This is a genomic window from Gemella sp. zg-1178, assembly GCF_018790995.1.
GTDB lineage: Bacteria > Bacillota > Bacilli > Staphylococcales > Gemellaceae > Gemelliphila.
This window is the reverse complement of sequence record NZ_JAHKEI010000001.1, coordinates 11,579-36,170: the sequence shown is the minus strand read 5'-3', so window position 1 is coordinate 36,170 and position 24,592 is coordinate 11,579. Positions and strand designations below refer to the sequence as shown.

At 27.7% G+C, this 24,592-nt stretch carries 20 protein-coding genes and 1 riboswitch; of the genes, 7 read left to right on the top strand and 13 right to left on the bottom strand.

Features of this window, described 5'->3' with window-relative positions; translation table 11 throughout:
• The first annotated feature begins 17 nt into the window (after positions 1 to 17).
• The 4 genes from KMP12_RS00155 (at position 18) to KMP12_RS00140 (ending at position 1,773) form a co-directional block, all read left to right on the top strand.
• Positions 18 to 572, top strand: coding sequence for a thermonuclease family protein (locus KMP12_RS00155; protein ID WP_215755717.1), 555 nt, complete (start codon positions 18 to 20; stop codon positions 570 to 572).
• 86 nt (positions 573 to 658) lie between these two features.
• A complete protein-coding gene (locus KMP12_RS00150) occupies positions 659 to 847 on the top strand; it encodes a DUF2929 family protein (protein ID WP_215755716.1) in 189 nt (62 codons plus the stop codon).
• Positions 848 to 902: 55 nt separating this feature from the next.
• Positions 903 to 1,379: an NUDIX hydrolase gene (locus KMP12_RS00145; RefSeq protein WP_252344638.1), complete on the top strand. Its 477-nt coding sequence runs from the start codon at positions 903 to 905 to the stop codon at positions 1,377 to 1,379.
• A 10-nt stretch (positions 1,380 to 1,389) separates the two neighbouring features.
• Positions 1,390 to 1,773 (top strand): thioesterase family protein, encoded by a 384-nt coding sequence (locus KMP12_RS00140; RefSeq protein ID WP_215755715.1) that lies wholly within the window; start codon positions 1,390 to 1,392, stop codon positions 1,771 to 1,773.
• Positions 1,774 to 2,106: 333 nt separating this feature from the next.
• Here the strand turns inward: KMP12_RS00140 and KMP12_RS00135 are convergent, their stop codons facing one another.
• The gene (locus KMP12_RS00135; RefSeq protein WP_215755714.1) at positions 2,107 to 4,050 is read right to left on the bottom strand and encodes a S9 family peptidase; all 1,944 of its coding nucleotides are present in this window, start codon (positions 4,048 to 4,050) and stop codon (positions 2,107 to 2,109) included.
• 134 nt (positions 4,051 to 4,184) lie between these two features.
• Positions 4,185 to 5,357, bottom strand: a complete 1,173-nt coding sequence (locus tag KMP12_RS00130) for a pyridoxal phosphate-dependent aminotransferase (RefSeq protein WP_215755713.1) — start codon at positions 5,355 to 5,357, stop codon at positions 4,185 to 4,187.
• Positions 5,358 to 5,565: 208 nt separating this feature from the next.
• On the opposite strand from KMP12_RS00130, the gene KMP12_RS00125 reads away from it, so the two are divergent.
• The gene (locus KMP12_RS00125; RefSeq protein ID WP_215755712.1) at positions 5,566 to 6,648 is read left to right on the top strand and encodes a branched-chain amino acid aminotransferase; all 1,083 of its coding nucleotides are present in this window, start codon (positions 5,566 to 5,568) and stop codon (positions 6,646 to 6,648) included.
• 301 nt (positions 6,649 to 6,949) lie between these two features.
• Here KMP12_RS00125 and alaS read toward each other — a convergent pair whose 3' ends face one another.
• The 6 genes from alaS to dnaX all read right to left on the bottom strand — a co-directional run bounded on the left by alaS (position 6,950) and on the right by dnaX (position 14,980).
• Positions 6,950 to 9,571, bottom strand: coding sequence for an alanine--tRNA ligase (gene alaS, locus KMP12_RS00120; RefSeq protein WP_215755711.1), 2,622 nt, complete (start codon positions 9,569 to 9,571; stop codon positions 6,950 to 6,952).
• Between the two features lie 313 nt (positions 9,572 to 9,884).
• On the bottom strand, positions 9,885 to 10,253 hold the full coding sequence (locus tag KMP12_RS00115; protein WP_215755710.1) for a S1 RNA-binding domain-containing protein: 369 nt from the start codon (positions 10,251 to 10,253) through the stop codon (positions 9,885 to 9,887).
• Positions 10,254 to 10,266: 13 nt separating this feature from the next.
• Entirely contained in the window at positions 10,267 to 12,240 is a 1,974-nt protein-coding gene (gene tkt, locus KMP12_RS00110) for a transketolase (RefSeq protein ID WP_215755709.1), read from the bottom strand.
• Between the two features lie 43 nt (positions 12,241 to 12,283).
• The gene (recR, locus tag KMP12_RS00105; protein ID WP_215755708.1) at positions 12,284 to 12,880 is read right to left on the bottom strand and encodes a recombination mediator RecR; all 597 of its coding nucleotides are present in this window, start codon (positions 12,878 to 12,880) and stop codon (positions 12,284 to 12,286) included.
• 2 nt (positions 12,881 to 12,882) lie between these two features.
• On the bottom strand, positions 12,883 to 13,200 hold the full coding sequence (locus tag KMP12_RS00100; RefSeq protein WP_215755707.1) for a YbaB/EbfC family nucleoid-associated protein: 318 nt from the start codon (positions 13,198 to 13,200) through the stop codon (positions 12,883 to 12,885).
• A gap of 127 nt (positions 13,201 to 13,327) precedes the next feature.
• A complete protein-coding gene (gene dnaX, locus KMP12_RS00095; RefSeq protein ID WP_215755706.1) occupies positions 13,328 to 14,980 on the bottom strand; it encodes a DNA polymerase III subunit gamma/tau in 1,653 nt (550 codons plus the stop codon).
• 169 nt (positions 14,981 to 15,149) lie between these two features.
• On the opposite strand from dnaX, the gene trkA reads away from it, so the two are divergent.
• Positions 15,150 to 16,526, top strand: coding sequence for a Trk system potassium transporter TrkA (gene trkA / locus KMP12_RS00090; RefSeq protein ID WP_215755705.1), 1,377 nt, complete (start codon positions 15,150 to 15,152; stop codon positions 16,524 to 16,526).
• Entirely contained in the window at positions 16,526 to 17,992 is a 1,467-nt protein-coding gene (locus tag KMP12_RS00085; protein ID WP_215755704.1) for a TrkH family potassium uptake protein, read from the top strand. Before trkA ends, KMP12_RS00085 begins: the two co-directional genes overlap by 1 nt.
• 66 nt (positions 17,993 to 18,058) lie before the next feature.
• Here the strand turns inward: KMP12_RS00085 and KMP12_RS00080 are convergent, their stop codons facing one another.
• From KMP12_RS00080 to KMP12_RS00060, 5 genes are all read right to left on the bottom strand, one after another.
• On the bottom strand, positions 18,059 to 19,528 hold the full coding sequence (locus tag KMP12_RS00080) for an amino acid permease (protein ID WP_215755703.1): 1,470 nt from the start codon (positions 19,526 to 19,528) through the stop codon (positions 18,059 to 18,061).
• A gap of 66 nt (positions 19,529 to 19,594) precedes the next feature.
• Positions 19,595 to 19,771: riboswitch (Lysine riboswitch) on the bottom strand.
• A 67-nt stretch (positions 19,772 to 19,838) separates the two neighbouring features.
• Positions 19,839 to 21,032, bottom strand: coding sequence for a leucine-rich repeat domain-containing protein (locus tag KMP12_RS00075; RefSeq protein WP_252344637.1), 1,194 nt, complete (start codon positions 21,030 to 21,032; stop codon positions 19,839 to 19,841).
• A complete protein-coding gene (locus KMP12_RS00070) occupies positions 21,025 to 22,575 on the bottom strand; it encodes a hypothetical protein (protein ID WP_215755702.1) in 1,551 nt (516 codons plus the stop codon). Before KMP12_RS00070 ends, KMP12_RS00075 begins: the two co-directional genes overlap by 8 nt.
• A gap of 11 nt (positions 22,576 to 22,586) precedes the next feature.
• Entirely contained in the window at positions 22,587 to 23,534 is a 948-nt protein-coding gene (locus tag KMP12_RS00065; RefSeq protein ID WP_215755701.1) for a glycosyltransferase family 2 protein, read from the bottom strand.
• A 22-nt stretch (positions 23,535 to 23,556) separates the two neighbouring features.
• Positions 23,557 to 24,579, bottom strand: a complete 1,023-nt coding sequence (locus KMP12_RS00060) for an L-threonylcarbamoyladenylate synthase (protein ID WP_215755700.1) — start codon at positions 24,577 to 24,579, stop codon at positions 23,557 to 23,559.
• Positions 24,580 to 24,592 lie beyond the last annotated feature (13 nt).

The window sequence follows — 24,592 nt, the reverse complement described above, 5'->3', positions numbered from 1 at the left end:
AAATTTAGGAGTTTGAAATGAATAAAAAATTATACACTATATTATCACTTATTTTTACGATAGCTTTAGTTTTCACTTTTTATATTTTTAAAAATCCAGATGTAGTTAATATTGACAAAGTAAAGCCAGGAAACATAAATGGAATAAATGTAAAGGGAGATACTACAAGATATGAGGTTAAATTTATTAAAAAAGTAGACGGCGATACTATAAAAGTTAAGTTTAATGGACAAGATTTGACAGTAAGATACTTAAATATAGATACACCCGAAACAGTTAAAAAAAATACTCCTGTCCAAGAATATGGTCCAGAAGCAAGTGAATATAACGGAAAAATTTTAGCAAATGCAAAAAAAGTAGAACTAGAATTTGATGTCAAACAAAAATTAGATAAATATGGTAGAGCCTTAGCCTATGTTTATGCAGACGGTAAACTTGTGCAAGAAGAATTGTTAAAAGAAGGATTGGCAGAAATAAAATATGTTTATGAACCTGACACTAGATATCTTGATATTTTGAAAAAAGCACAAAATCAAGCCAAGAGTAATAAAAAAAATCTTTGGAGCAAATAAAAATTCTACAAGCAATTTAAAAAATATTTGTCATATTTTCTTTTTAATTATATAATAAATTTAATAAGCTAGAAAGGAGTAATATTGTGAAATTTTTAATTTCTTTATTCTGGGGATTTATATTCGCATTTATAGCTATATTTATAGTTTCATCTATCCTTGGTAGCAACGGAGTAAGTCAAGGTTTAACTATACAAAACTGTGCTATACTTGCTCTTGTTTTTGCAATAGGAGCTGCTGGTTTAGATAGTTTAATAAAGGTGAATAAAAAATAATATTAAATTAGAGCTGTGAAAACAGTTCTTTATTTTTATCTAAGGAGAATTTAAAATGAAAAATACTTTAGGGGCTATGTGCTATATAGATAATGGCGATGAATTTTTAATGCTGACAAGAAATAAAAAAGAAAATGATGTTCATGAGGGGTTAACCATAAGTGTAGGTGGTAAAATAGAAAATGGCGAAAGTCCAGAAGAATGTATTATTCGTGAAGTAAAAGAAGAAACAAATTTAGATATAACAAATCCGACACTAAGAGGAATAATAACTTTTCCTGATTTTGAACAAGGTGTTAATTGGTATACCTATGTCTTTACAGCAGAAAAATATTCTGGTCAAATGACAAAAAATTGTGATGAGGGAGATTTGATTTGGATAAAAAAAGAAGATATAAAAAATAGAAAAATTAATACTTGGGAAGGAGATTATATTTTTTTAGACTGGTTGATAGATAAAAAATCTTTCTTTTCAGCAAAGTTTGTATATAAAAACAAAAAATTAATTGAACACAGTGTGAATTTTTATTAGGAGTAAAATTATGAACATAAATGAAAAATTAACAAAAGAATTTATAGTAGATATAAGTCATAGTGCCAAAAATATTGGAAGTGGAGATTTAGATGTTCTCTCTACTCCTATGTTAGTCGCCTACATAGAAGAAACTTGCAAGGACTTATTAAATAAATATTTAGAAAAAGATTTGGGTTCTGTCGGTAGTAATATTAATATAAATCACCTAGCACCATCAAAAATTTCTTCAACAATTATAGTAGAAGCTACTATTAAAGAAATAAAAAAAGAAAAAATAATAACTTTCTTCGCTTTAGCTTACGAAAAAATAAATGATGACAAGAAAAAAATAGCGGACTGTTCTCACACTAGGGTTATAATAAATAATAAAAAATTCCTAGAAAAATTATAAAATTTATTTAATTACATATAATTTCCGAAAAAATAATATAAAAAATTTTTTATGACAAAAATTCTAAAGCTCTTAAAAAATAATGCCGCAAATATTTTTTAACTAATACAAGGAACGTAAATAAAATTATCTATTTCTTCCTACTTTTTTCTAGTCAGTTTTTTAGTGATGAGTTTTACGCATATAAAACTTGCTTGCTAATTATTTTTTATTTTGTTGACTTTTTTCTTATAGGCTTGCATTTTTTAATTCTTAGAAGTCTAACAAAAATTTTTCAATAATATTTGCATATATTTACAAAAAGTTGGGAATGAAATTTCATTCCCAACTTTTTTAATTTTCTTCAAACCAATCTTGAATAGCTTTTAATCTTGCAATTCTTAAATTAGGCAGTCCCTCTCTTGAAAGTCCATGACTTGACTGCGGAAAAATTATTAATTTTGTTTTAATATTATTTCTTTTTAAAGCTATATACATTTGTTCTGCTTGTTCCTTAGGACAGCGTAAATCATCATCTCCATGCAATAACAACAGAGGAGTTTTGACATTTTTTGCATAAGCTAGTGGCGACATAGCCCACAATTTTTCCATATTATTTAAGTTTCTTTCTAGTTGATATTCAACAAAAAATGCTCCTATATCACTTGTTCCATAAAAACTTATCCAGTTCGATATGCTACGTTGTGCTACTGCCGCTTTAAAAATATTACTATGACCTACTATCCAGTTAGTCATAAACCCTCCGTAACTTCCTCCAGCAAGATACACTCTACTTCTATCAATGCTTGAATACTTTTCTAAAACATATTCTAAACCTGTCATTAAATCTTTAAAATCATTATTACCATAATCACCCAAGATTGCTGAAACAAATTTTTGTCCGTAACTTCCTCCACCTCTAGGATTTAACATAATAACACCATAACCCTTTGATGCTAAAACCTGCATTTCATGAAAAAAACTTTCGCCGTAACATACTTGCGGTCCTCCATGAACATAAAGAATTGCAGGATTATTTTCTTTTACAGCAAGAGGATTTACATACCAACCTTGAATATATAAATCGTCATGAGCTTTAAACCAAAATCTGTCAATTTTTGCAAGTTTAGTTCCTTTTAAAAATTTTTCGTTAGGATTATAAATATCTGTAAATTCTTCCCTTGCAATATCAAATAAGGCTAAACCACTCGGATAATTTAAAGTAGAATAAGTAATAGCTATTTTGTTATCACAAAAACTACTTCCTGTGATATGAATTTCTTTATTTAATATATTTTTTATCTGACCATTTACGTTAGCTGTGTATAAAAGTATTTTTCCTTTTTCTGTTGATGAAAAAATAAATTCATCATCATTAAGCCACTCAAAATTAACGCCACTTATACTTTGTTGAAAATCAGCTACTATGAGATCTCCTATTTCAATATCCAATTTTTCTGTAATGTTTGTTAATTTTTTAGTTTCTAAATCGTAAACGACTAAATTATTTTGTGTTACAAATTTATAAGAAAAATCGTTCAATATAAAAAGAATTTTATTTTCTTTGGGATTAGTATTAACAAAATAAAAATTATCTTCTGTATCAAATAATTTACTTTCTTTTTTTGTATTAAAATCATATTTTAATATTAAATTTCCGTACTGCCATTCATCAAAAATATTTTTTGACATCGACATAAGGGCAAAAGTATCGCATTTTGAAATGTAGTTTATAGTAAAATTTTCATTTTTTTCTATTAATACTTCATCTTCAGACTTACCTAATTCTAATTTTTTAAACTGATATTTCAAATTACTAGCTAATAGACCTACTCCGTCTGCCTTATACATTACCTTGTCTATTACATTTTCTTTTGGAAAATTATTTTTATCTTCTGACTTATTTTCTTTTTCTTCTTGTTTTGAAGAAGTGTGATAGTAAACTTTGTCTTCTTTGAATATATAATTACTTATTCCTTCTTTTTCAAAAGTTAATTGTTTTGCCATTCCACCTGACAAACTCATTGAAAATAGTTGATTTTTTTTATCTTTAGTATTATTTGATAAAAATAAAATTTTATCCTTATTGGGCGACAATTCTAAGTTAGTGTAAACACTTCCCCCATTACCCCATTCTGTAATTGCTTTAGTATTAATATCTATTCTAAATAATTTTGTTTCGTAAGTATTTGTTGCTTCTTTTGTAGTTGTTTGAGTATAAAAAATATATTTATCTAGCAAGACAGGATTTCCTACATTATTTAAATCAAATAAACTTTCATTCTTTATAAAATTCATCACAAAACTCCTTTAAGTTAAACATTTCTTTAATTATAAACTTATCGTTATGCTTTTTCAAGGTTTTGTTGAAAATTTATTAAGCATTTATTTAAAAAACAGTGCCGACTAAATTTGACACTGTTTTTTTATATTTATAGTACTTGACTAATTCTTTTAACTGCTTCTTTTAAATTTTCAATACTAGTAGCATAACTAATTCTGACATATTCGTCATACGATTCTCCAAATGCTGTTCCTGGAATAAGCCCAACTCTAGCTTCCTTGACCAAAAATTTACAAAATTCCATAGTTTTCATGGTTCTATATTTTTTAGGTATCCTTGCAAAAACATAGAAAGCTCCGTCAATACCTGAAATTTTAAATCCTAATTTTTCTAGTTCTGGAACTAAATATTTTTGACGCTCGGTATAAGTCTTTATCATTTTTTCTGTATATTCTTTTGATTCTTTATCCTTAAGAGCAACAACTGCTGCATCTTGAATAAAAGTCGGAATACCAGAAACTGTAAACAGATGATAAACTACAATTTTTTGAATTGCTTTTTGTGGAGCGACAATAAAACCTACTCGCCAACCAGTCATTGCGTGTGATTTTGATAAACCAGTTATTAAAATTGTTTGTTCAGGTATAATTTCTGTTAATGAAGTGTGCTTATAGTTATAGCTAATATCAGCATAAATCTCATCACTTATAATAAAAATATCATATTTTCTAAAAGTATTTGCTAATTCTAATAATTCTTCTTTAGTATAAGAAACTCCAGACGGATTATTAGGATAATTTAAAACTATTGCTTTTACATTTTCGTATTTTTTATAATTTTCTTCAAATAATTCCGGTGTTAATTTAAAACCAGTTTCTAATGTATCAATATAACCTACATTACAGTTATTCAAGTATGAGCAACCATCATAAAATGTAAAGTAAGGTGTTGTTACTAAAACTGTATCTCCAGGATTAGTTAAGGCAGAAATAGTATGCTCTATCGCAGCAGAAGCTCCAACAGTGATTATAACTTCGTCAGCTGTATAATCAACATTATATTTCTCTTTCATCATTTCTGCTACAGCTTGTCTAAGTTCTAAAACTCCAGCGTTCAAAGAATAATGTGTTCTGTTGTTGTCCAAAGATGTTTGAATTGCTTTTTTTATAACATCTGCTGTATCAAAATCTGGTTCACCTAAAGTTAATTTTATAACGGCTTCTCTCTGTGAAGCATAAGCATCAAATTCTCTAAGTGGAGAACTTTTTATAATATCTAAGGCTTTACTAAAAGTATTTTCTAAACTTTTTTTTAATTTCATAATATTTACCTCCTAAAAATTTAGTAATAATAGAATTAAATTAAAACTATAGGAACAATTTTAACATATATAAATTAGAAATCAAGTAAATTTTTGAAATATAAATTTATAATATTAATTTTTCTGAAAAAACATCTTAAAAATCTTGCAATATTTTTCTTAAAATATTATAATTAATTTATCATATTTAAGAATAAAGGAGAATTACATGAGTAAATTAGAAGTAAAAGATATAAAAATAGAATTAACAAAAAATCCTAAAGAAAAACCAGACCAAAATAGTCTTGGTTTTGGTAAATTATTTACTGACCATATGTTTGAAATGGATTGGAATGAAAATGAGGGTTGGCACAATCCTAGAATAGTAGAATTTGCAAATCTTTCATTATCTCCTGCTAATGCAACTTTGCATTATGGTCAAGCAGTTTTTGAAGGAATGAAAGCATATATAGCTAATGGAGACGCAGTATTATTTAGACCCTGGGAAAACTTTAAACGTATAAATAAATCTGCTGAACGTATGGTTTTACCAACAGTAGATGAAGAATTTGCACTAGCTGCTTTAACAGAATTATTGAAAATAGATAAAGACTGGATACCTACGGCAGAAGGTACTTCATTATATGTTAGACCATTTATGTTCGGTACTGACGAATTTTTAGGAGTAAAACCTAACTCAAATGTTAAATTTATGATTATACTTTCACCATCAGGAGCCTACTTTAAAGGGGGCTTAGAGCCAAATAAAATTTTTGTTGAAGATGAATATGTTAGAGCAGTACGTGGTGGAACTGGATTTGCCAAAGCTGCTGGTAATTATGCAGGTTCATTTTTAGGGCAAAACAAGGCCGCAAAATTAGGTTATGCACAAACATTGTGGCTTGATGGAGTAGAACAAAAATATGTAGAAGAAGTTGGAGCTATGAATATCTTTTTCAAAATAGACGGTAAGTACGTAACACCAGAATTAAACGGTTCTATTCTCCCAGGTATTACAAGAGATTCAATAATCCAATTATTAAAATCTAATGGTGAAAATGTTGAAGAAAGAAAAATTTCTATTGATGAACTATATGATGCTGCTGATAATGGAAAACTAGAAGAAGTATTTGGTTCAGGAACAGCTGCAGTTGTATCTCCAGTAGGGGAATTATTTGATGGCAAGAAAAAAATAGTCGTTAATAATTTTGAAACTGGCGAAGGAACAAAAGCTATTTACAATCAATTAACAGGTATCCAACTAGGAAAAGTAGAAGACAAATTTGGTTGGATTTATAAAGTTGAAAAATAATTTAATAAAAAAGTAGGATAAATTCCTACTTTTTTTATTTTAAATATATTATTTTGTTTATTAATCTAAATATCAAATATTTTAAAATATACATCACTTTTTTTAATATTACCACTAAGTTATAACAAATTAAAAATTTTTATTTTCGATGTTCACACTTCTATATTTTCTTAAAAGTTTTAGTTTTAATTTTAGAAACATAAATAAACACTAAATTTTTTCTATCCTAATAATTTTAAAATATTTGAAATAAAAAATATTTAGTGTGTATTTTTTCTATACACTAAATATTAACTAGCTACTATATTGATTTTTCAAGTTTAGAAAATGCTTCATTAATTTTAGAAATATCTTTAGCTCCTGCTTGTGCCATATCTGCTCTACCGCCGCCTTTACCGTCACAAACATTTGCTAGTATATTTACCAATTTTCCTGCCTGATATTTTGATGTTAAATTCTTATCTACTGCAACAACAAAGTTTACTTTATCATCATTAATTGAGGCAAATGCTATTACATAATTTTCTAGTTTATCTTTTGCATTATCAACTATTTGTTTTAAGTGATTCATATTTTCTGATTCTACAACAGTAGTTAATAATTTAACTCCATTAATTTCTTTAACTGAAGATAATAAACTATTTATTTCTGCATTAGCTATTTTTTGTTGCAAACTATCTTTTTCTTTAGTTAATTTTTTAAAATCATTTTGCAGGCTAGCTACTTTTTCTATAACTGTTGTTTCTTTAGATTTTGTCAATCTGCAAACTTCTTCTAAAGTATTATTTTGTTCCTGCAAGTATTTGTAAACAGCTTTACCCGTAATAGCTTCTATACGACGAACTCCAGCGGCAACTCCTGATTCAGAAATTATTTTAAACATTCCAACTTCTGAAGAATTGTTTGTATGCGTTCCTCCACAAAGTTCTACTGAGTAATCTCCTATTGATACGACACGAACTATTGAACCGTATTTTTCTCCGAATAATGCTTGTGCACCTAAAGCACGAGCTTCTGCTATTGGCATTTCACTTGTTCTTATTGGCAGTGACTCCCAAATTTTTTCATTGACTACTCTTTCTACTTGAGAAATTTCTTGTGGTGTTAAAGCTGTGAAATGTGTTATATCGAAACGTAATTTTTCATCAGTAACTAAGGAACCAGCTTGTTTTATATGTTTACCTACTAATTGTCTTAATACTTCATTTAATAAGTGGGTAGCTGTATGATTTTTCTCAATATCAAATCTATAAGTTACATCTATAGATAAATCATATTCATTATTTAATAATAACTGACCCTCAATAATTTTAAGGAAATGGATATGGCGTTTATCTGGTAATTTTTTAACATCAATAACTTTTGCTTTAAAATTATTACCAACAATACTTCCCCTATCTGCTACTTGCCCACCACTTTCTGCATAAAAAGGTGTTTTATCAAAAATAACTTTTACTACATCTTTATCACTATAAGAATTTAATATATTTTCTTCACTATCTATTATAGCTATTACTTTTGACTTAGAAACCTGGTTGCTATATCCAACAAATTCACTCTCACCTTGTATTTTAGAATATAAGTCTGACTGAACTTGCATAGATGAATCATCTTGACGCGAACTGCGAGCACGTTCTTTTTGTTTTTCCATTTCTTCTTCAAATCCTGCTATATCAACAGTAAGTCCGTATTCTTCTGCATATTCTTCAGTCAATTCAATAGGAAACCCAAATGTATCATATAGTTTAAAGACCTTTGCTCCTGGAATAACTTTGCTTGTATTTTGAACTTCTGCTACTATAGATTTTAAAATTGCTTCTCCTTCTTGCAGAGTTTCATGGAATCTTTCTTCTTCTTTTAATATTACATCTTGAACAAAATCAACAGATTTAGAAACTTCTGGATAATAATCAATCATAATTTCTGCAACAATTGGTGTCAGTTTGTACATAAATGCAGAGTTTAAATCTAAATATTTAGAATATCTTATAGCTCTACGAATTAAACGGCGTAAAATGTAACCACGTCCTTCATTAGATGGCATAGCACCATCTGAAATTGCAAATACTGCTGTTCTGATATGGTCAGCAATAACCTTAAAAGCTACATCTTGATTTTCATTACTTCTATAAGTTTTTCCAGAAATTTCTTCTATTTTACGAATAATAGGTATGAATAAATCAGTATCAAAATTTGTTGGCACATCTTGAATAACAGATGTAATACGTTCAAGTCCCATACCCGTATCTATATTTTTTGTAGGCAACTCTGTATAAGTTCCATCAGGATTATGATTATATTGACTGAATACTACATTCCAAACTTCAAGATAGCGTTCATTCTCTCCACCAGGATACATTTCACAAGCTGGTGCAGTATTGTCTGTTTCCTCTCCCCTGTCGTAAAATATTTCTGTATTAGGTCCTGAAGGGCCTTCTCCTATATCCCAAAAATTCCCTTCTATACGGATAATTCTTTCTTTTTCTAGACCTACTAAATCATGCCATATTCTATAAGCATCTTTATCTTCTGGATGAACAGTTACATACATTTTTTCTTTTTCTAAACCTAACCATTTTTCAGAAGTTAAAAATTCCCAAGCCCACAAAACAGCTTCTTCTTTAAAATAATCTCCGATAGAAAAATTACCTAACATTTCAAAAAATGTGTGATGGCGAGCTGTTTTTCCTACATTTTCAATATCGTTTGTACGAATTGATTTTTGTGAATTTGTAATTCTAGGTTTATCAGGAATTTCTCTACCGTCAAAATATTTTTTTAATGCTGCTACTCCAGAATTAATCCATAGTAAAGATGGGTCGTTATTTGGAACTAGTGATGCTCCGGGTTCAACCATGTGTTCTTTTTCTTCAAAAAAATCCAAAAACATTTTTCTAATTTGTGATGATGATAATTTTTTCATGCTATCTCTCCTTTTTATTAAAATATTTTTTAAAATTTAAAATTTAAAAATAAAAATCCTTGAACAAGAATTATCTTCTCGTTCAAGAACGCATATTTAACGTGGTACCACCTTTTTTCTAGCTTATAAAACCTACTCCAGTGTTGATAACGACTTTTCTGCCGACGAAATATATTCTTAGGTAGCAACTAACAAAAATATTAAGTCATTTTCAGCATCAGACTCTCTCTTATTAAATATTTTACTTTACTAGTATTCCTAAATTTCAAATTTATATGAAGTCATTATAATATATTCATATTAAATTTGTCAACTATTTTTTATTTTGTCTAATTTCATATTCAGCTTTTTTTTGCCAAAGCTCAAGATTATTTTTTAGAGTTTCAAAACCATACTTAAATTGAATAATATTCAAATTCTCATTATTTTTCCCTAAGATTTTTTTTCTATTCTTATTAAAGTTTAGGGAGGCATTTATTCTACCATCTCTAAATGATAAAACTTTTACTTCAATAATTTCTCCAACTTTCAAATAATAATTTATATCTACAATAAAACTATTATCTATTTCTGATATATGAATTAAACCTTGTGTACCGTCTTTTGTTTGAATAAAGGCTCCATAATGTTTGATTGCAGTAACTTTAGCCTTTATTATATCTCCGCTTCTATAAAATACCATTTCACACCTATTTTTACAGCTCTTTAATTCTGGCTACAACTTTTTCTACTGTAAAGCCGTATTCTTCGATTACTTTACTTGCTGGTGCCGAAGCTCCAAAAGTATCAATACCAATTACTAAACCGTCTAACCCTACATATTTATACCACAATGCTGTATTACCCATTTCAATAGCTACTCGACGACTAATAGATTTTGGTAATAATTCATTTTTATATTCTTGACTTTGTTCTTCAAATAATTCTACTGATGGCATACTTACCACACGCAGTTTCCAACCTTCTTTTTCTAACTCTTTTGCTGATTCAATAGCTAAATTAACTTCTGAACCTGTTGCAATAATAATTGTATCAAAATCTGTAGAAGTTTCATGAACTACATAAGCACCTTTTGCTACATTTTCAAAAGATGAATTTTCTAAAACAGGCAAGTTTTGACGAGTTAATACTAATGATGATGGTTTAGTATTTGATTTTTGAGCTAGATACCAAGCCGCTTGAGTTTCAGTTGCATCTGCTGGTCTAAATACATAAGAATTTGGAATTGTTCTTAAAGATGCTAAGTGTTCTATTGGTTCATGAGTTGGACCGTCTTCTCCTACTGCTATACTATCATGTGTAAATACATAAGTTACGGGTAAATTTTGTAAAGCAGAGAGTCTTAGTGCGGCCTTTAAGTAATCAGAGAATACGAAGAATGTCCCCCCAAAAACACGCACTCCCCTATGTAGAGCTAATCCATTTAAAATTGTCGCCATACCAAATTCACGAACACCAAATTGAATATTACGGAATAATCTATTTTCGTCATCTTGCAATCCTTCACCCTTAATAAATGTCATATTAGAATGAGAAAGATCTGCTGAACCTCCAAAAAATGTAGGTAATACATTAGCAATAGAATTTAAAGCATCTTGTGATGAATTTCTAGTTGCTTGTTGTTCTCCAACTTCTTTAAAATTAAAACTTGCTTTAGATAATTCCTCTATATCATTTCTTGATAGTGCTGCCTCTAATTCTTGAGCTAGTTCTGGATATTTAATTTTATATTCTTCATAAAGTTTAACCCAAGATGAGTATGCAACTAATCCACGATTTATTAAAGAATTTTGGAAATCTTCATAAACTGATGACGGAATTTCAAATGGTGCATGTTGCCAACCAATTTCTTTTTTAAATAAATTAGCTTCTTCTTCTCCAATAGGAGAACCATGTACAGAGTTTGTTCCTTGTTTATTAGGTGAACCAGCACCTATAATTGTTTTTACTTCTATTAGAGTTGGTTTGTTAGAAATTTTTGCTTGAGATATTGCTGAAGTAACTGCTGCAACATCTGAACCATCCTCTACTAATAATGTATTCCAGCCATAAGATTCGTAACGTTTACAAACATTTTCGCTAAAAGCGTCTTTAGTTTCTCCGTCTAAACAAATATCGTTCGAGTCATAAAGAACTATTAATTTTTCTAATTTTTGTAATCCTGCAAAAGAGGCTGTTTCAGAAGCAACACCCTCCATAATATCTCCATCACCACAAATTACATAAGTATAGTGATTAAATAATTCATATCCCTCTTTATTATATTTAGCCGCTAAAAATCTTTCTGCCAAAGCCATTCCTACTGCCGTAGATATTCCTTGTCCTAAAGGTCCTGTTGTTGCATCTACTCCTCTTGTGTGTCCGAACTCTGGATGCCCCGGTGTTTTAGAATTCCATTTACGAAAATTTTTAATTTCTTCTATTGATACATCTTCATAACCTGCTAAGTGAAGTAGTGCATACTGTAACATTGAACCATGTCCAGCAGATAATATAAATCTATCCCTATTTATCCAAGATGGATTTTTTGGATTTACCTTGATATGATTATTAAATAGTGCATAAGATAATGGAGCAGCTCCCATTACAATTCCTGGATGACCAGATTTAGCCTTATTAATAGCATCAATACCAAGAACTTTAATCGCATTTACTGATTGTTGTGACATTTACGTCCCTCCTAAAAATAATATTTATATAGTGATTTAATATTTACAATTCTATTCTTCCAGATATTGCCCTAGCTAAAGTTAGCTCATCAGCATAAACAATATCACTTCCAAAAGAAATTCCCTGCGCTATTCTTGTCACTTTTATATCTGTTGTTTTTAATATTTTAACTATAAAACTAGCCGTCCCTTCCCCCTCAGGAGATGAATTAGTTGCTAGTATAACCTCTTTAATATTTTCGTTTTTAACTCTGTGTAATAGTGATTTTAAATTTATATCAGCTGGTCCTATACCATCCATAGGAGAAATTACTCCATTTAAAATATGATATAATCCTCTATACTGCTCCATATTTTCCATAGCCATCAAATCTTGGTCGCTTTCGACAACACATATTATACTATTATCTCTGGATTTATCAGAACAGATATCACATACTTTGTTTTCGTTTAATCTTCCACATTCTGTACACTTGCAAAGATTATGTTTTAAATTTATTAGAGCTAATGCAAATTCTTCTATATCTTTGTCTTTCATTTTTAGTGTATGAAATGCTAATCTTATTGAAGTTTTTCTCCCTATACCAGGAAGTTTCATGTAATTATTTAACAAATCTAATATTGGTTTTGGATATTTCATACTTAAAGTCCTGGAATATTTAAACCGTTAGTAAATTTCCCTAAAGTTTCTTCTTTTAATCTATTTGATTTTTCTAAGGCGTCATTAACTGCAGTTATAACCATATCTTGTAACATATCTACATCTCCTGGATCTACAATTTCTTCTTTTATTATTATATCTAAAATTTTACCATCACCATTGGCTATAACTTTTACCATATCTCCTGATACAGTTCCTTCAACCGTTTTATCTTTAAGCCCCTCTTGAGCATCCATCATATCTTTTTGCATTTTTTGCATTTTACGCATCATCTGTTGCATATTTCCCATACCACGCATTTGTTTATCCCTCCTAAATTTTACCATAATGTAATTTTAGTTAAATTTCTTTATATTGTCAATGATTTTCATTTTTTCTTTTCACAAAGAAAACATTTATTTAATAGTATTATTTCTGAAATAACAGCTACTTTTCAACTATAATATCTGAAAATAAATTTTCTATTTTTAATGTATTTTCTTTTTTTTCTTCGACTAGACTTTCTTCTTCTAAATTTTCTTCTTTACTCATATTCATATTTTCTAATAAATATTCGTATTGTTCTTTTTGTAATATGTATATACTATATTCAACATCCAATAACTTAGAAAAAGAATTTTCTAAATAGTCCTTATATTTAGCATCCGAACTAACTTTAAAAATATCAAGTGAATTATTAAGAACAATTAAACCCCCATTTTTAGATGAAGATAAGAAGTCAGAATTTTTAAAAACATTACTTATATCACCATTAATAGTCGAACTTTCCTTAAGGATTTTTGAAAAAACATTTCTTGCATATATGGTGAATTTGTCGTTAGAATTTAAAATTAAATTTTCTATTTTTTTCCTATTAGGAATAAAGTAAGAGTCTAATTTTTCAATTCCTTCATCTTCAACATCGTTTTTTTCTACAACATCATCTATATTTTTTGAATTTGTATTTATACTAGCAAGATTTATATTATTAAGTTTTTCTTCTAAGTCTTGTATTCTTTTTTCTAATAGCTCTATTTTAGAATTATCTAACTTCTTATTTTCCATTTTTTCAGCAGGTGTTTGACACATTTTTATTATACATATCTGCATATAACTAATATATTCTGTTGAAAATCTTATATTATTTTCTGCACTCGCTAATTCTTCTATGTTTTTGTAAATTCTTTCAGTTGAAATATTTTTTAATACTTCAGCAAGTTCTTCAACCCTATATTCACAAAAATCTTTATTATTAATATTCTTATAAATTATTATATCTCTTGATACATTTATTAAGTCGCTAAGTAATAATTTTGTATCCTTGCCTAATTCTAGAAATTTAGAATATTCTAAAAGTGCTTGTGAGCTATTATTTTCCAATATTAATCTATAAAAATTAAGTATTTCTTCTTCCCCTACTGATGAGGTTAGGGCTAAGATATCAGATAGTGAAATTTTTTCTAAATTATAATTAGATGCTTGCTCCAATATTCCTATTGCATCACGAAGTCCGCCCTTGGCTACCTGTGCTATTTTTATTAAGGCATCTTTTTCTGCTCTTATATTTTCTTTTTCAGCTATATAATTTAATCTTTCTACAAGTTCAGCCTGACTTATATTTTTAAATTCAAATTTTTGACACCTTGACAAGATAGTTGCAGGTATTTTATGTATTTCCGTAGTTGCTAAAATAAAAATTATGTGGGCAGGTGGTTCTTCTAAAGTTTTTAATAGGGCGTTAAAAGCTGAGGTAGTTAGCATATGAACTTCATCAATTATATATACTTTGTATTTGCTTTGAGTTGGTGAAAACTTAATAGCTTCTTTTAAATCACGAATTTCATCAACCCCGTTATTACTTGCAGCGTCAATTTCTATAATATCAACACTATCGCTTAAATATTCTGCATTATTATTCACTTCATTTGCAAATATTTTTGCCAAAGAAGTTTTACCCGTTCCTCTCGAACCATAAAAAATATAAGCGTGGGCAATTTTTTTTTGAACTATGGCACTTTGCAGTACCGAAACAACATGTTTTTGACCTACTACATCAGAAAAAGTTTGTGGTCTATATTTTCTATATAATGATTTAAACATACATACCTCCAATTCTATATAATTATATCATAAGTAGCTAAATTTAAAAACACAATTATAACCAAGATATTTTTGTATAAGTAGTAGCCATAATATTTGTTTGACTATATCATTTTAAAGTTATATAATTATTTTAAATTTTTTATGTCATATTTTAAGGAGAAATTGTATGAAAGCAGTTATTGTCGGTGGCGGAAAAGTTGGTAATCTACTTTGTGAAGAATTATCAGCTAGCTACAGCGAATTAACATTAATAGAAACAAATGAAAAATTAGTTCAAAAAATAATTGAACTTTATGATATTCAGGGCATAGCCGGCAACGGTGCTAACTATAATATATTAGAAGAAGCAGAAGCAGGTAAAGCCGATATGTTTATAGCTGTTACAGCAAGTGATGAAATAAATATTATTTCTTGCATTACAGCGAAACAAATGGGAGCTAAATATACCATTGCTAGAATTAGAAATCCTGAATATACAAAAACAAAAGAATTTTTAAAAAATTCTTTGGGAATAGACTTAATGTTAAACCCTGAATACGAAGCTGCAAAACAAATTAACTATATGCTAAAATATCCTTCTGCAAATAAAATAGAAATTTTTTATAAAGACAAGGTTAAGATGATTGAAGTTACTATTGAAGAGGGAAGTGTTCTAAATAATATCTCACTTATAGACAGTAAAAAAATTATTGATTTTCCTGCTTTAGTATGTCTTGTAGAAAGAAAAGAAGAAGTTATAGTTCCTAAGGGAGATTATATTTTTAAAGTTGGTGATAGAGTTCACATCACAGCTGATGAAAAACACTTAAAACAATTTTATAAATTACTAGGAAAAAAAGATAATATTAACAATAAAATTTCATCATCTCTAATTATTGGTTCTGGTAAATTAACTCATTATCTTATTGATTTACTAAGAGAAGGAAATATTTATATTAAAAATGTAGAAATTAATATAGAAAAAGCAAATAAAATCAGTGCTTGTTATCCAGATATAGATGTTATATTAGCAGATGGTAGCGATAGAGATGTCTTAATAGAAGAAGGTATAGAAACATTTGATAGCTGCATTGCTCTTACAGGACTAGACGAAGAAAATATTATTATTAGCCTTTATGCAAAAAAATTAGGAGTATCCAAAGCCATAGCCAAGATTAATAGAAATTCTCTGACGCAAATAGCTGAAGATATTGGTTTGTATTCTTACATCACACCAAAAAGAATTGTGGGAGATATTATTGCAAAACATAGTAAATCTTTACAATGTAGTAAGGATTCCCTAATAGAAAATATCTATAAAATTGCTAACAATCAAGTTGAATTAATAGAATTTAAAGTTAGTGAAAATAGCAAAATTACAAATATAGCACTAAAAGATTTGAATTTAAACAGTAATATTCTTATTGCTTTTATTATCAGAAATAATAAACTTATCTTCCCTAACGGTTATGACATAATAGCTCCAAATGATAATATAGTAATAGTAAACTATAAACAAAATATTAAAGAACTTGATGACATTTTAATAAAAGGAGATAAGTGATGAATTATAGAATTATATCTTTTGTTCTTGCTAAGGTTCTTAAAATTTTATCTATATTTCTATTATTTCCAACTCTATGTAGCGTCATATATAAAGAAAATTTTAATATTACCCTATCTTTTATTTACACAATAATTATTACAATACTTATTTCATATATATTTTTATTCCTTGCAAATCAAAAACAAATGAAAAAAAATTTCTACACAAAGGAAGGTTTAGTTATAGTCGCTATAACTTGGATAATATATTCCTTGTTGGGTTCACTACCTTTCATTTTTTCAAATTCTATTACTAATTTTATAGACGCTTTTTTTGAAACTGTCAGTGGTTTTACTACTACTGGTTCTTCTATAATAAATGATATAGAAATATTACCTAAGAGTATATTATTTTGGAGAAGCATGACCCATTTTATTGGCGGTATGGGAGTAATAGTATTTGCTCTAGCAGTCTTACCCCACTCTCCTCATAATATACATATTATGAAAGCAGAAGTAGCAGGACCCATGTTTGGTAAAGTAGTTTCTTCTATAAAAAATACAGCTATTTATCTATATTCAATATATATAGGCTTGTCAATAATTATGTTTATTCTATTGATGTTCTCAGGTATCGGCATATTTGAAAGTATAAACTTAACATTTTCTACTGCTGGAACTGGAGGATTTTCTACTAAAAACTCCGGAATATCATACTATAATAACGACTATGTTACTAGCATAATAACAATATTTATGATTATCTTTTCACTTAATCTAAATTTGATATATATAATTATAGTAAAAAAATATTTTAAAGCCTTAAAAAATGAAGAACTAAAATTATTTTTAATAATTATTTTACTAGCTACGATAGCCATATTCATTAATATATACTATACTGCAAATCTGCCTAATGAAAGACTACTAGATGTTTTATTTACAGTAAGTTCTATAATTTCAACCACAGGTTTTACTTATTTAGACTTTAGTAACTGGACAATGTTTTCACAAATAATTATTTTATTTTTAATGATTTGTGGTGGTGCTGGTGGTACTGCAGGTGGACTTAAAATTCCAAGAATAATGTTTATGATAAAAAATACAAAGAATTACATAAAAAAATGTATTAATCCAAACAAAGTAATTTCATTAAAAATTGATAATAAAGTTATTAATGATACAAGTGAAATTTCAAATTATATTGTACTGTACATAATTGTATTTTCTATATTTTCTATTTTATTATCTTTTCAACTAAATGATTTTGAAGAAGTTTTTTCAGCTATCTTAACTACCTTAAATAATGTTGGACCTGGATTTAATAAATTTGGACCAATGGAAAATTTTTCTAGCATTCCATATTTTTCAAAGATAATATTATCTATGTCTATGTTACTAGGACGGTTAGAAATTATTCCATTTATAGTTTTACTATCTTCACAAACTTGGAGAAAAAAAAGAGCAAAACAAAAAAGAGTTTAAAGGTTAAACTCTTTTTTGTTTTTATATAATATTTTTTGTATTATAAATTTTTTAGAAATATTTATATTACTTTTGGGATAAGTCTACTTTATCAAGCGGTATTAATTTTGTTTTATATTTTATTTTATGATATATGTAGAAGAATAAAAATACAGGAACTCCCATATATGTTGTAAGAATTGAACCCCAATCAACGATACCTTGAGTTATTAATTGTGTATCTTGACCAATAATAACAACGATACATAATATTAGTGCTAAAATAGGACCAACGGGAAACCACTTAGCCCTGTATTTTAAACCTGCTAATTGTTTACCTTGTTTTATGTAAGCTCTTCTAAATCTATAATGACTTATGGCTATACCCAACCAAGCTATAAATCCAGTAAGACCACTAGCCGCAACAATATAAACATAAGCATTTGCACTTGTTAATTGAATTAAGAAAACTAAAACAACAACTATTGTTGTTCCTAGCAATGAATTAATCGGTGTTCCTTGTTTATTTAATTTTGAAAAAATATCAAAGGCTTGTTTTTCTTTACTCATAGCATAAAGCATACGAGTAGAAGCATACATGCCAGAATTTCCTGCAGATAATATAGAAGTTAAAATTACTGCATTCATTACACTAGCTGCAAAAGCAAAACCTGCATTTTTAAAAACAATAGTGAAAGGAGATTTTGCTATTTCTTCGCTACTAGCTGCTCCTAATAAGTCTTCAGAAGTATAAGGAATTAATAAGCCTATAACTAATATTGCTAAAACATAAAAAATTAATATTCTCCAGAATACTTGTTTTACTGCTTTAGGAATAGTTTTTTCTGGATTTTCACTTTCTCCTGCAGTAACACCTATTAATTCTGTTCCTTGGAAAGAATACCCTGCTATTAAGAATACTCCTAAGGCCGCTAACATTTTACTAGAAGTTGATGTATCAGTCCCAACAAAAGGCGCTTCTCCTAATGTAAAGTTAGAAAAACCAACATAGCCTCCTCCCATAATTCCAAAAATTGTAAGACAACCAATAATTAAAAATATAATAACAGTAATTACTTTAATAAGGGCAAACCAATATTCACTCTCTCCATAAACTTTTACACTTAAAGAATTTAGTATAATGATAATTAATAAAAATATAATACTCCATATCCAGCTTGGTAAAATTCTCATAGGTTCCCAATAACTAACAGCTAGGGAAGATAGTTCTATATCAGCGGCAACCGTAATAACCCAGTTAAACCAATAATTCCAACCTAGTGCAAAACCTAAAGACGGGTCAACATAACGAGTTGCGTAAGTACTAAATGAACCAGTAGTTGGTAAATATGTTGCCATCTCTCCTAGAGATGTCATTAAAAAATAAACCATTAGACCTATACACAGGTAGGATAATAAAGCTCCACCAGGTCCAGCACTGCTGATGGCTTGTCCACTAGTCATGAATAAACCACTTCCTATACAACCACCTATGGCTATCATGGTAATATGTCTTGATTTAAGACTTCTTTTAATATTTGATTCGTTTTTTGTCATAAAGACCTCCTAAAAAATAAAATGCACAACCAAATAGCTAGAGTTGTGCATAAAAACACCCCTCTAAAAGTCAGTAGCTCAACATAGCTTTAGCTATGACAGTTCTATACCTATTAAGTATAGCCCCAACAATATCTGCGTAGTAACAAATATCATTTCGGCGAAAATTCCTTTCGGCACACCTAAACAAGTTCTACACTCTACTTATGCCTACTAATAAAGTTCGCGACCTCCACCTCACCTTTAGTGAGGTGTTATTTAATTGTTGCTTATATTATAATTTTAAATATAATACTTGTCAAGTTATTTATTATTTATTTTTTCTCCAATAACTCACTATTCCACTAAAAGTAATTAGTATAATAAAGAAGATAAATAAATAATTTTTTAGAGAAAAATATTTTTCTGTCTTATTGCTGATTATCTCTAATTTTTTCTCTATATTATTTAATTTTTTTGGATTTTCATTATAGAATTTTAATTCATCCTGTTTATCCTTGTCTACCTTAGATCCAACAAGTGATAAATAATATAAATATTTTAAGTCTACCAAAGAACTAATATCACTAACCTGAGTATTGTTAATTGACAAACTTGCCAAATTCTCTACTGATTTTAAATTTGAAATATCTCTTAATTCTAAATTATCATTTAAAACAATTCTTTGTAATTTTAATTTATTATCTAATGATGAAATATCTTTTATATTATTTTTCTCAGCAGTAAATTCTTCAAGATTTGCTAAATTTTTTAAAGCTGAAATATCTGTAATATTATTTTTATCAAGATAAAGAATTTTTAAATTAGATAAATTTTTTAGGGGAGATAAATCTTTTATTTGATTATCTTCTGCATACAAAACTTCTAATTGATTGGCATTATCTAAAAAAGAAATATTATCCAAACCCATTTTAGAAATTTTTAAAACTCTTAATGATGACAAATTAACATCCTTAGTTAATTCATTTTTTAAAATACCATTAGATGATATGTCTAATTCTTCTAAAGAAACGTTAGGGATAAAATCTAAATTTGATATAGTATTTCTACTGATAGCAAGCTTTTTTAATTGTAATAAATTTGCTAACTTATCAGCAACCTTAATTTTATTATTATTCAAATTTAAATCTTTTAAGTATTTTAAATTTGATATTGGTGTAATGTCTTCAATAAAATTATTTGATAAATTTAAACTAGTTAAGTTAATAGCATATTCTAAACCTTCTAAAGAAAATATATTAGCCCAAGATAAAGTCAAGCTTGTAAATTCAGTCATCATTTTTTTAGTTAAAATATTTCCCCTATAATTCTTATCAATATGGAATTTATAATGTTCCAGAAGGGCTTCTTTTAAGTTTAAATCTCTAAAGATTACCTCTTCTGTTTTATCTTCTTGATTAGCGTTTGGAAAAGGAATGTAGTTGCCTAATGCATAGCTATTATTAGGTATAAGTAAAATAAATGCAATAGTTGATGCTAATATAATTTTTTTAATTTTACTCATAGTATTTTTCCTTTCTGAATATAATATTTTTAAGATAATTTTTTGTATAAACAAAACTACAAGCCGCCAAAGGAATTAAAAATACAAAATATGGGAAAATATACCTACTCTTTGCTTCCCATATTATATGAAAAATACTACCACCAATAAAAGATATGGGAATAAATAAATATAATTCATCTCTTCTTTTAAAAATAATTATTGAAAAAATTAAAGTGAATAGGTAAATAAATAACTGAAAAACTTTCATAAGATAAAATAATATCTTGGATAAATTACCAAAATATATTTGTTCAACAATTTTATTTTTTACCCTTAATAAAAATGTAGAATTATCTTCAATAGATTTTTGCGGAGCCGTAATAAGTAAACTCTGAAAAGTTGGATCTATAAATTGACTTTCATATTTTCTACTATAAAAATCATAAGCATAGCTAGGATTATTTTTAAAAACTGCTAGACGTTGTTTAATAGATTTTTTTGAAATTTCAACTATTTTACTATTATCATAATTTTCTTCTGTCATAATATCATAATTAAACCCATTAAAGAAGCCAGCTTCTCTATCACCTTCCTGCATACCCATAGCTACCCAAGTTATTTTATTTACACCCTGTGGTATATCTTTTTGTGATACTGTCTGATAGTAATTTATTATGATACTTTTAAAAGATAGCATAAAAAATATTGAATATATAATAAACAAAAATAATTTTTTATCAATTTTTTTAATTAAATATATGGTTAAAACTGAGAAAATAGATAGTAAATTTATTAAATTATTACCGATAAATAAAATTGCTATGTTAATACTTATTATAGCTATAATAAGATTGTACCAAAATCCTTCTTTTAGGTATTTTATAATATTATAAAAAGATAATAATGCTAAAAACATACCAGGTAAAATACCATATAAAAATGAAACATAAAATATTAGAGGAAAACACACAGCTGATAATATCACCGTAATATAATTTATTTCTTTATTTTTAAATAGTATATCTGCAATTTTATATAACATAAATACTATATAGCTTATTGAAAAACACTGCATAATATATAAAATAAATGTAGTCATACCGAATAAAGATAATATTATTTGAAATAAAAATACTGTTGTTATCTGATGAGAATATATGTATAAATAATTATTTCCCCTATCTAATCCTGTATAATTATCTCTGATAAAATTTTTGGCTTGGGCAATAACATTAAAGGGGTCAAACTGCACATAATCTCTTCTTAGAATCGCAAATAATAAACTAAGAATAAACATATATATCATAACTAATAATACTAATCTTTTTATATTAATAACTTTCTGTAAATATTTACTAAAAATTAATATAACTATACTGAACACTATTAATAAAATAATATTCACAATAGCATTATCATTTTTATAATATAAAATTTCCTGATAGTATTTAGGAAATACTGCTGTTTTAGTAAATACTAATATAGAATTAATAGTCATAAGTAGAAAAAATATACTTGCTACAATTTTTATCAAGATATTACTTAGTAATTCTTTTTTCATCTTTCACCTAACTATTTATTTAAGAATTTTTCTATAATAAAGCGTGGTCTTTCTTTAGTTTCTAGGTAGATTTTACCAATATATTCTCCTACAATACCTAAAGACATCATAATCATACCACCGATAAACCATAGAGATATCATTAAACTTGGCCAGCCCTTACTCACATCGCTAAAGACAAAACTTACTAAGCTATATACAAACACTAATATTGCAACAAAAATCATTAAAAATCCTGAAATTGTAATAAATCTTATTAATTTTACTGACAATGAAGTAATACCTTCAAAGGCAAAAGCCAACATCTTAGACAAGGGATATTTACTTTCTCCTGCAAAACGTTCTGAACGCTCATAGGTAACTATATCTGTCTTGTACCCTATCATAGGAACAAGACCTCTTAAAAATAAATTAACTTCTTTAAATTCTGATAATCCCTCTAATGCACGTTTGCTCATTAATCTGTAATCAGCATGATTGAAAACAGTATTAGCTCCTAGTTTCCCCATAAGTTTGTAAAAAGCTTCTGCTGTAAATCTTTTGAAAAATGTATCTGTTGTTCTGACCGAACGAACTCCGTATACAATATCACAACCAGATAAATATTTTTTCGTCATTTTATCCATAGCATCTATATCATCTTGCAAATCAGCATCCATAGAAATACAAACATCACAGCAAGATTTGACCGTCATAAGTCCTGCTAGCAAGGCGTTTTGGTGTCCTCTATTTCTACTAAGGTTTATACCACTAAATAATTCATCTTCCTTGTGCAAGTCTTCAATAATTTGCCAAGTTTCATCAGCAGAACCGTCATTTACAAAAACTATCCGACTATCTTCTGATATTAAATTTTCAGCAATCATATTATTAATTTTTACTTTTATTCTTTTTGATGTTTCTAATAATACATCTTCTTCATTATAGCACGGTATTACTACATATAATTTTTTTGACATATTTATTATTAACCTCTATTCTTTATTTTTTACTACTGGCTTTATTTATTCTATTCAATAAAGCCTTATTTTTATCAGTTTCTTTTAATTTTAAAATATAAATTTCTTCAATATTTTCAATATCACATTCTCTTAAGATATTATACAAATTTTTATTGGCTTCTTCAATATTTTCTTCATCTTCTGCAAGATATTTGACCTTAAAAGGTGTATCTTTTAATAAATTTTTATATTTCTTATAAGTTATTAGTGCAAACTTATTATTTTTTAATCTAAGTTTTTCTAAAATATTTTCTAACTTTTCATCTACTATAATTAAATCTCCATTAGTAGAATAATGACGATATTTCATTCCTGGTGATGCAGGTTTTTCCATATTATTTTCCTTATTATAAACTATATTACCTTCACCTAAAAGTTTTTCTATATCTTTTAAAGTTATACTGCCAGGTCTTGCTACTACAAAGGGAAATTTTGTACAGTCTATAACTGTACTTTCTAGTCCTATATGAGAGTCATTTCCCTTAATGATTACATCAATCTTATTATTCAAATCATTATAGACGTGTTCAAATTTTGTTGGAGATGGTTTGCCACTTATATTAGCACTAGGTGCGGCGAGTAATAATTTTGTATGTTTTAATATTTTTCTAGCAATATTATCATTTGGCATTCTTATAGCTAGAGTATCTAAACCTGCTCTGACGCTTTTAGATATTAAGTTTTTATTTTTTAAGGCTAGTATCAAAGTCATGGGACCAGGCCAAAAATTATCAATTAATTTTTTTACATAGGCGTTATCAATTTCAACTATAGGACTTACTTGAGATATCTTATAAAAATGTACTATCAAGGGATTATCACTAGGTCTGCCCTTGGCCAAATAAATTTTTTTTACTGCATCTTCACTGCTTGCATCAGCACTAAGACCATATACGGTTTCTGTCGGTATAGCTATCAATTTATTATCTAAATAGTATTCTTGTAATTTTTTAAATATCTCTTCATCACTATTATTTCTTAAATCTATTATCTCAGTTTTCATAAAATTCTCCATA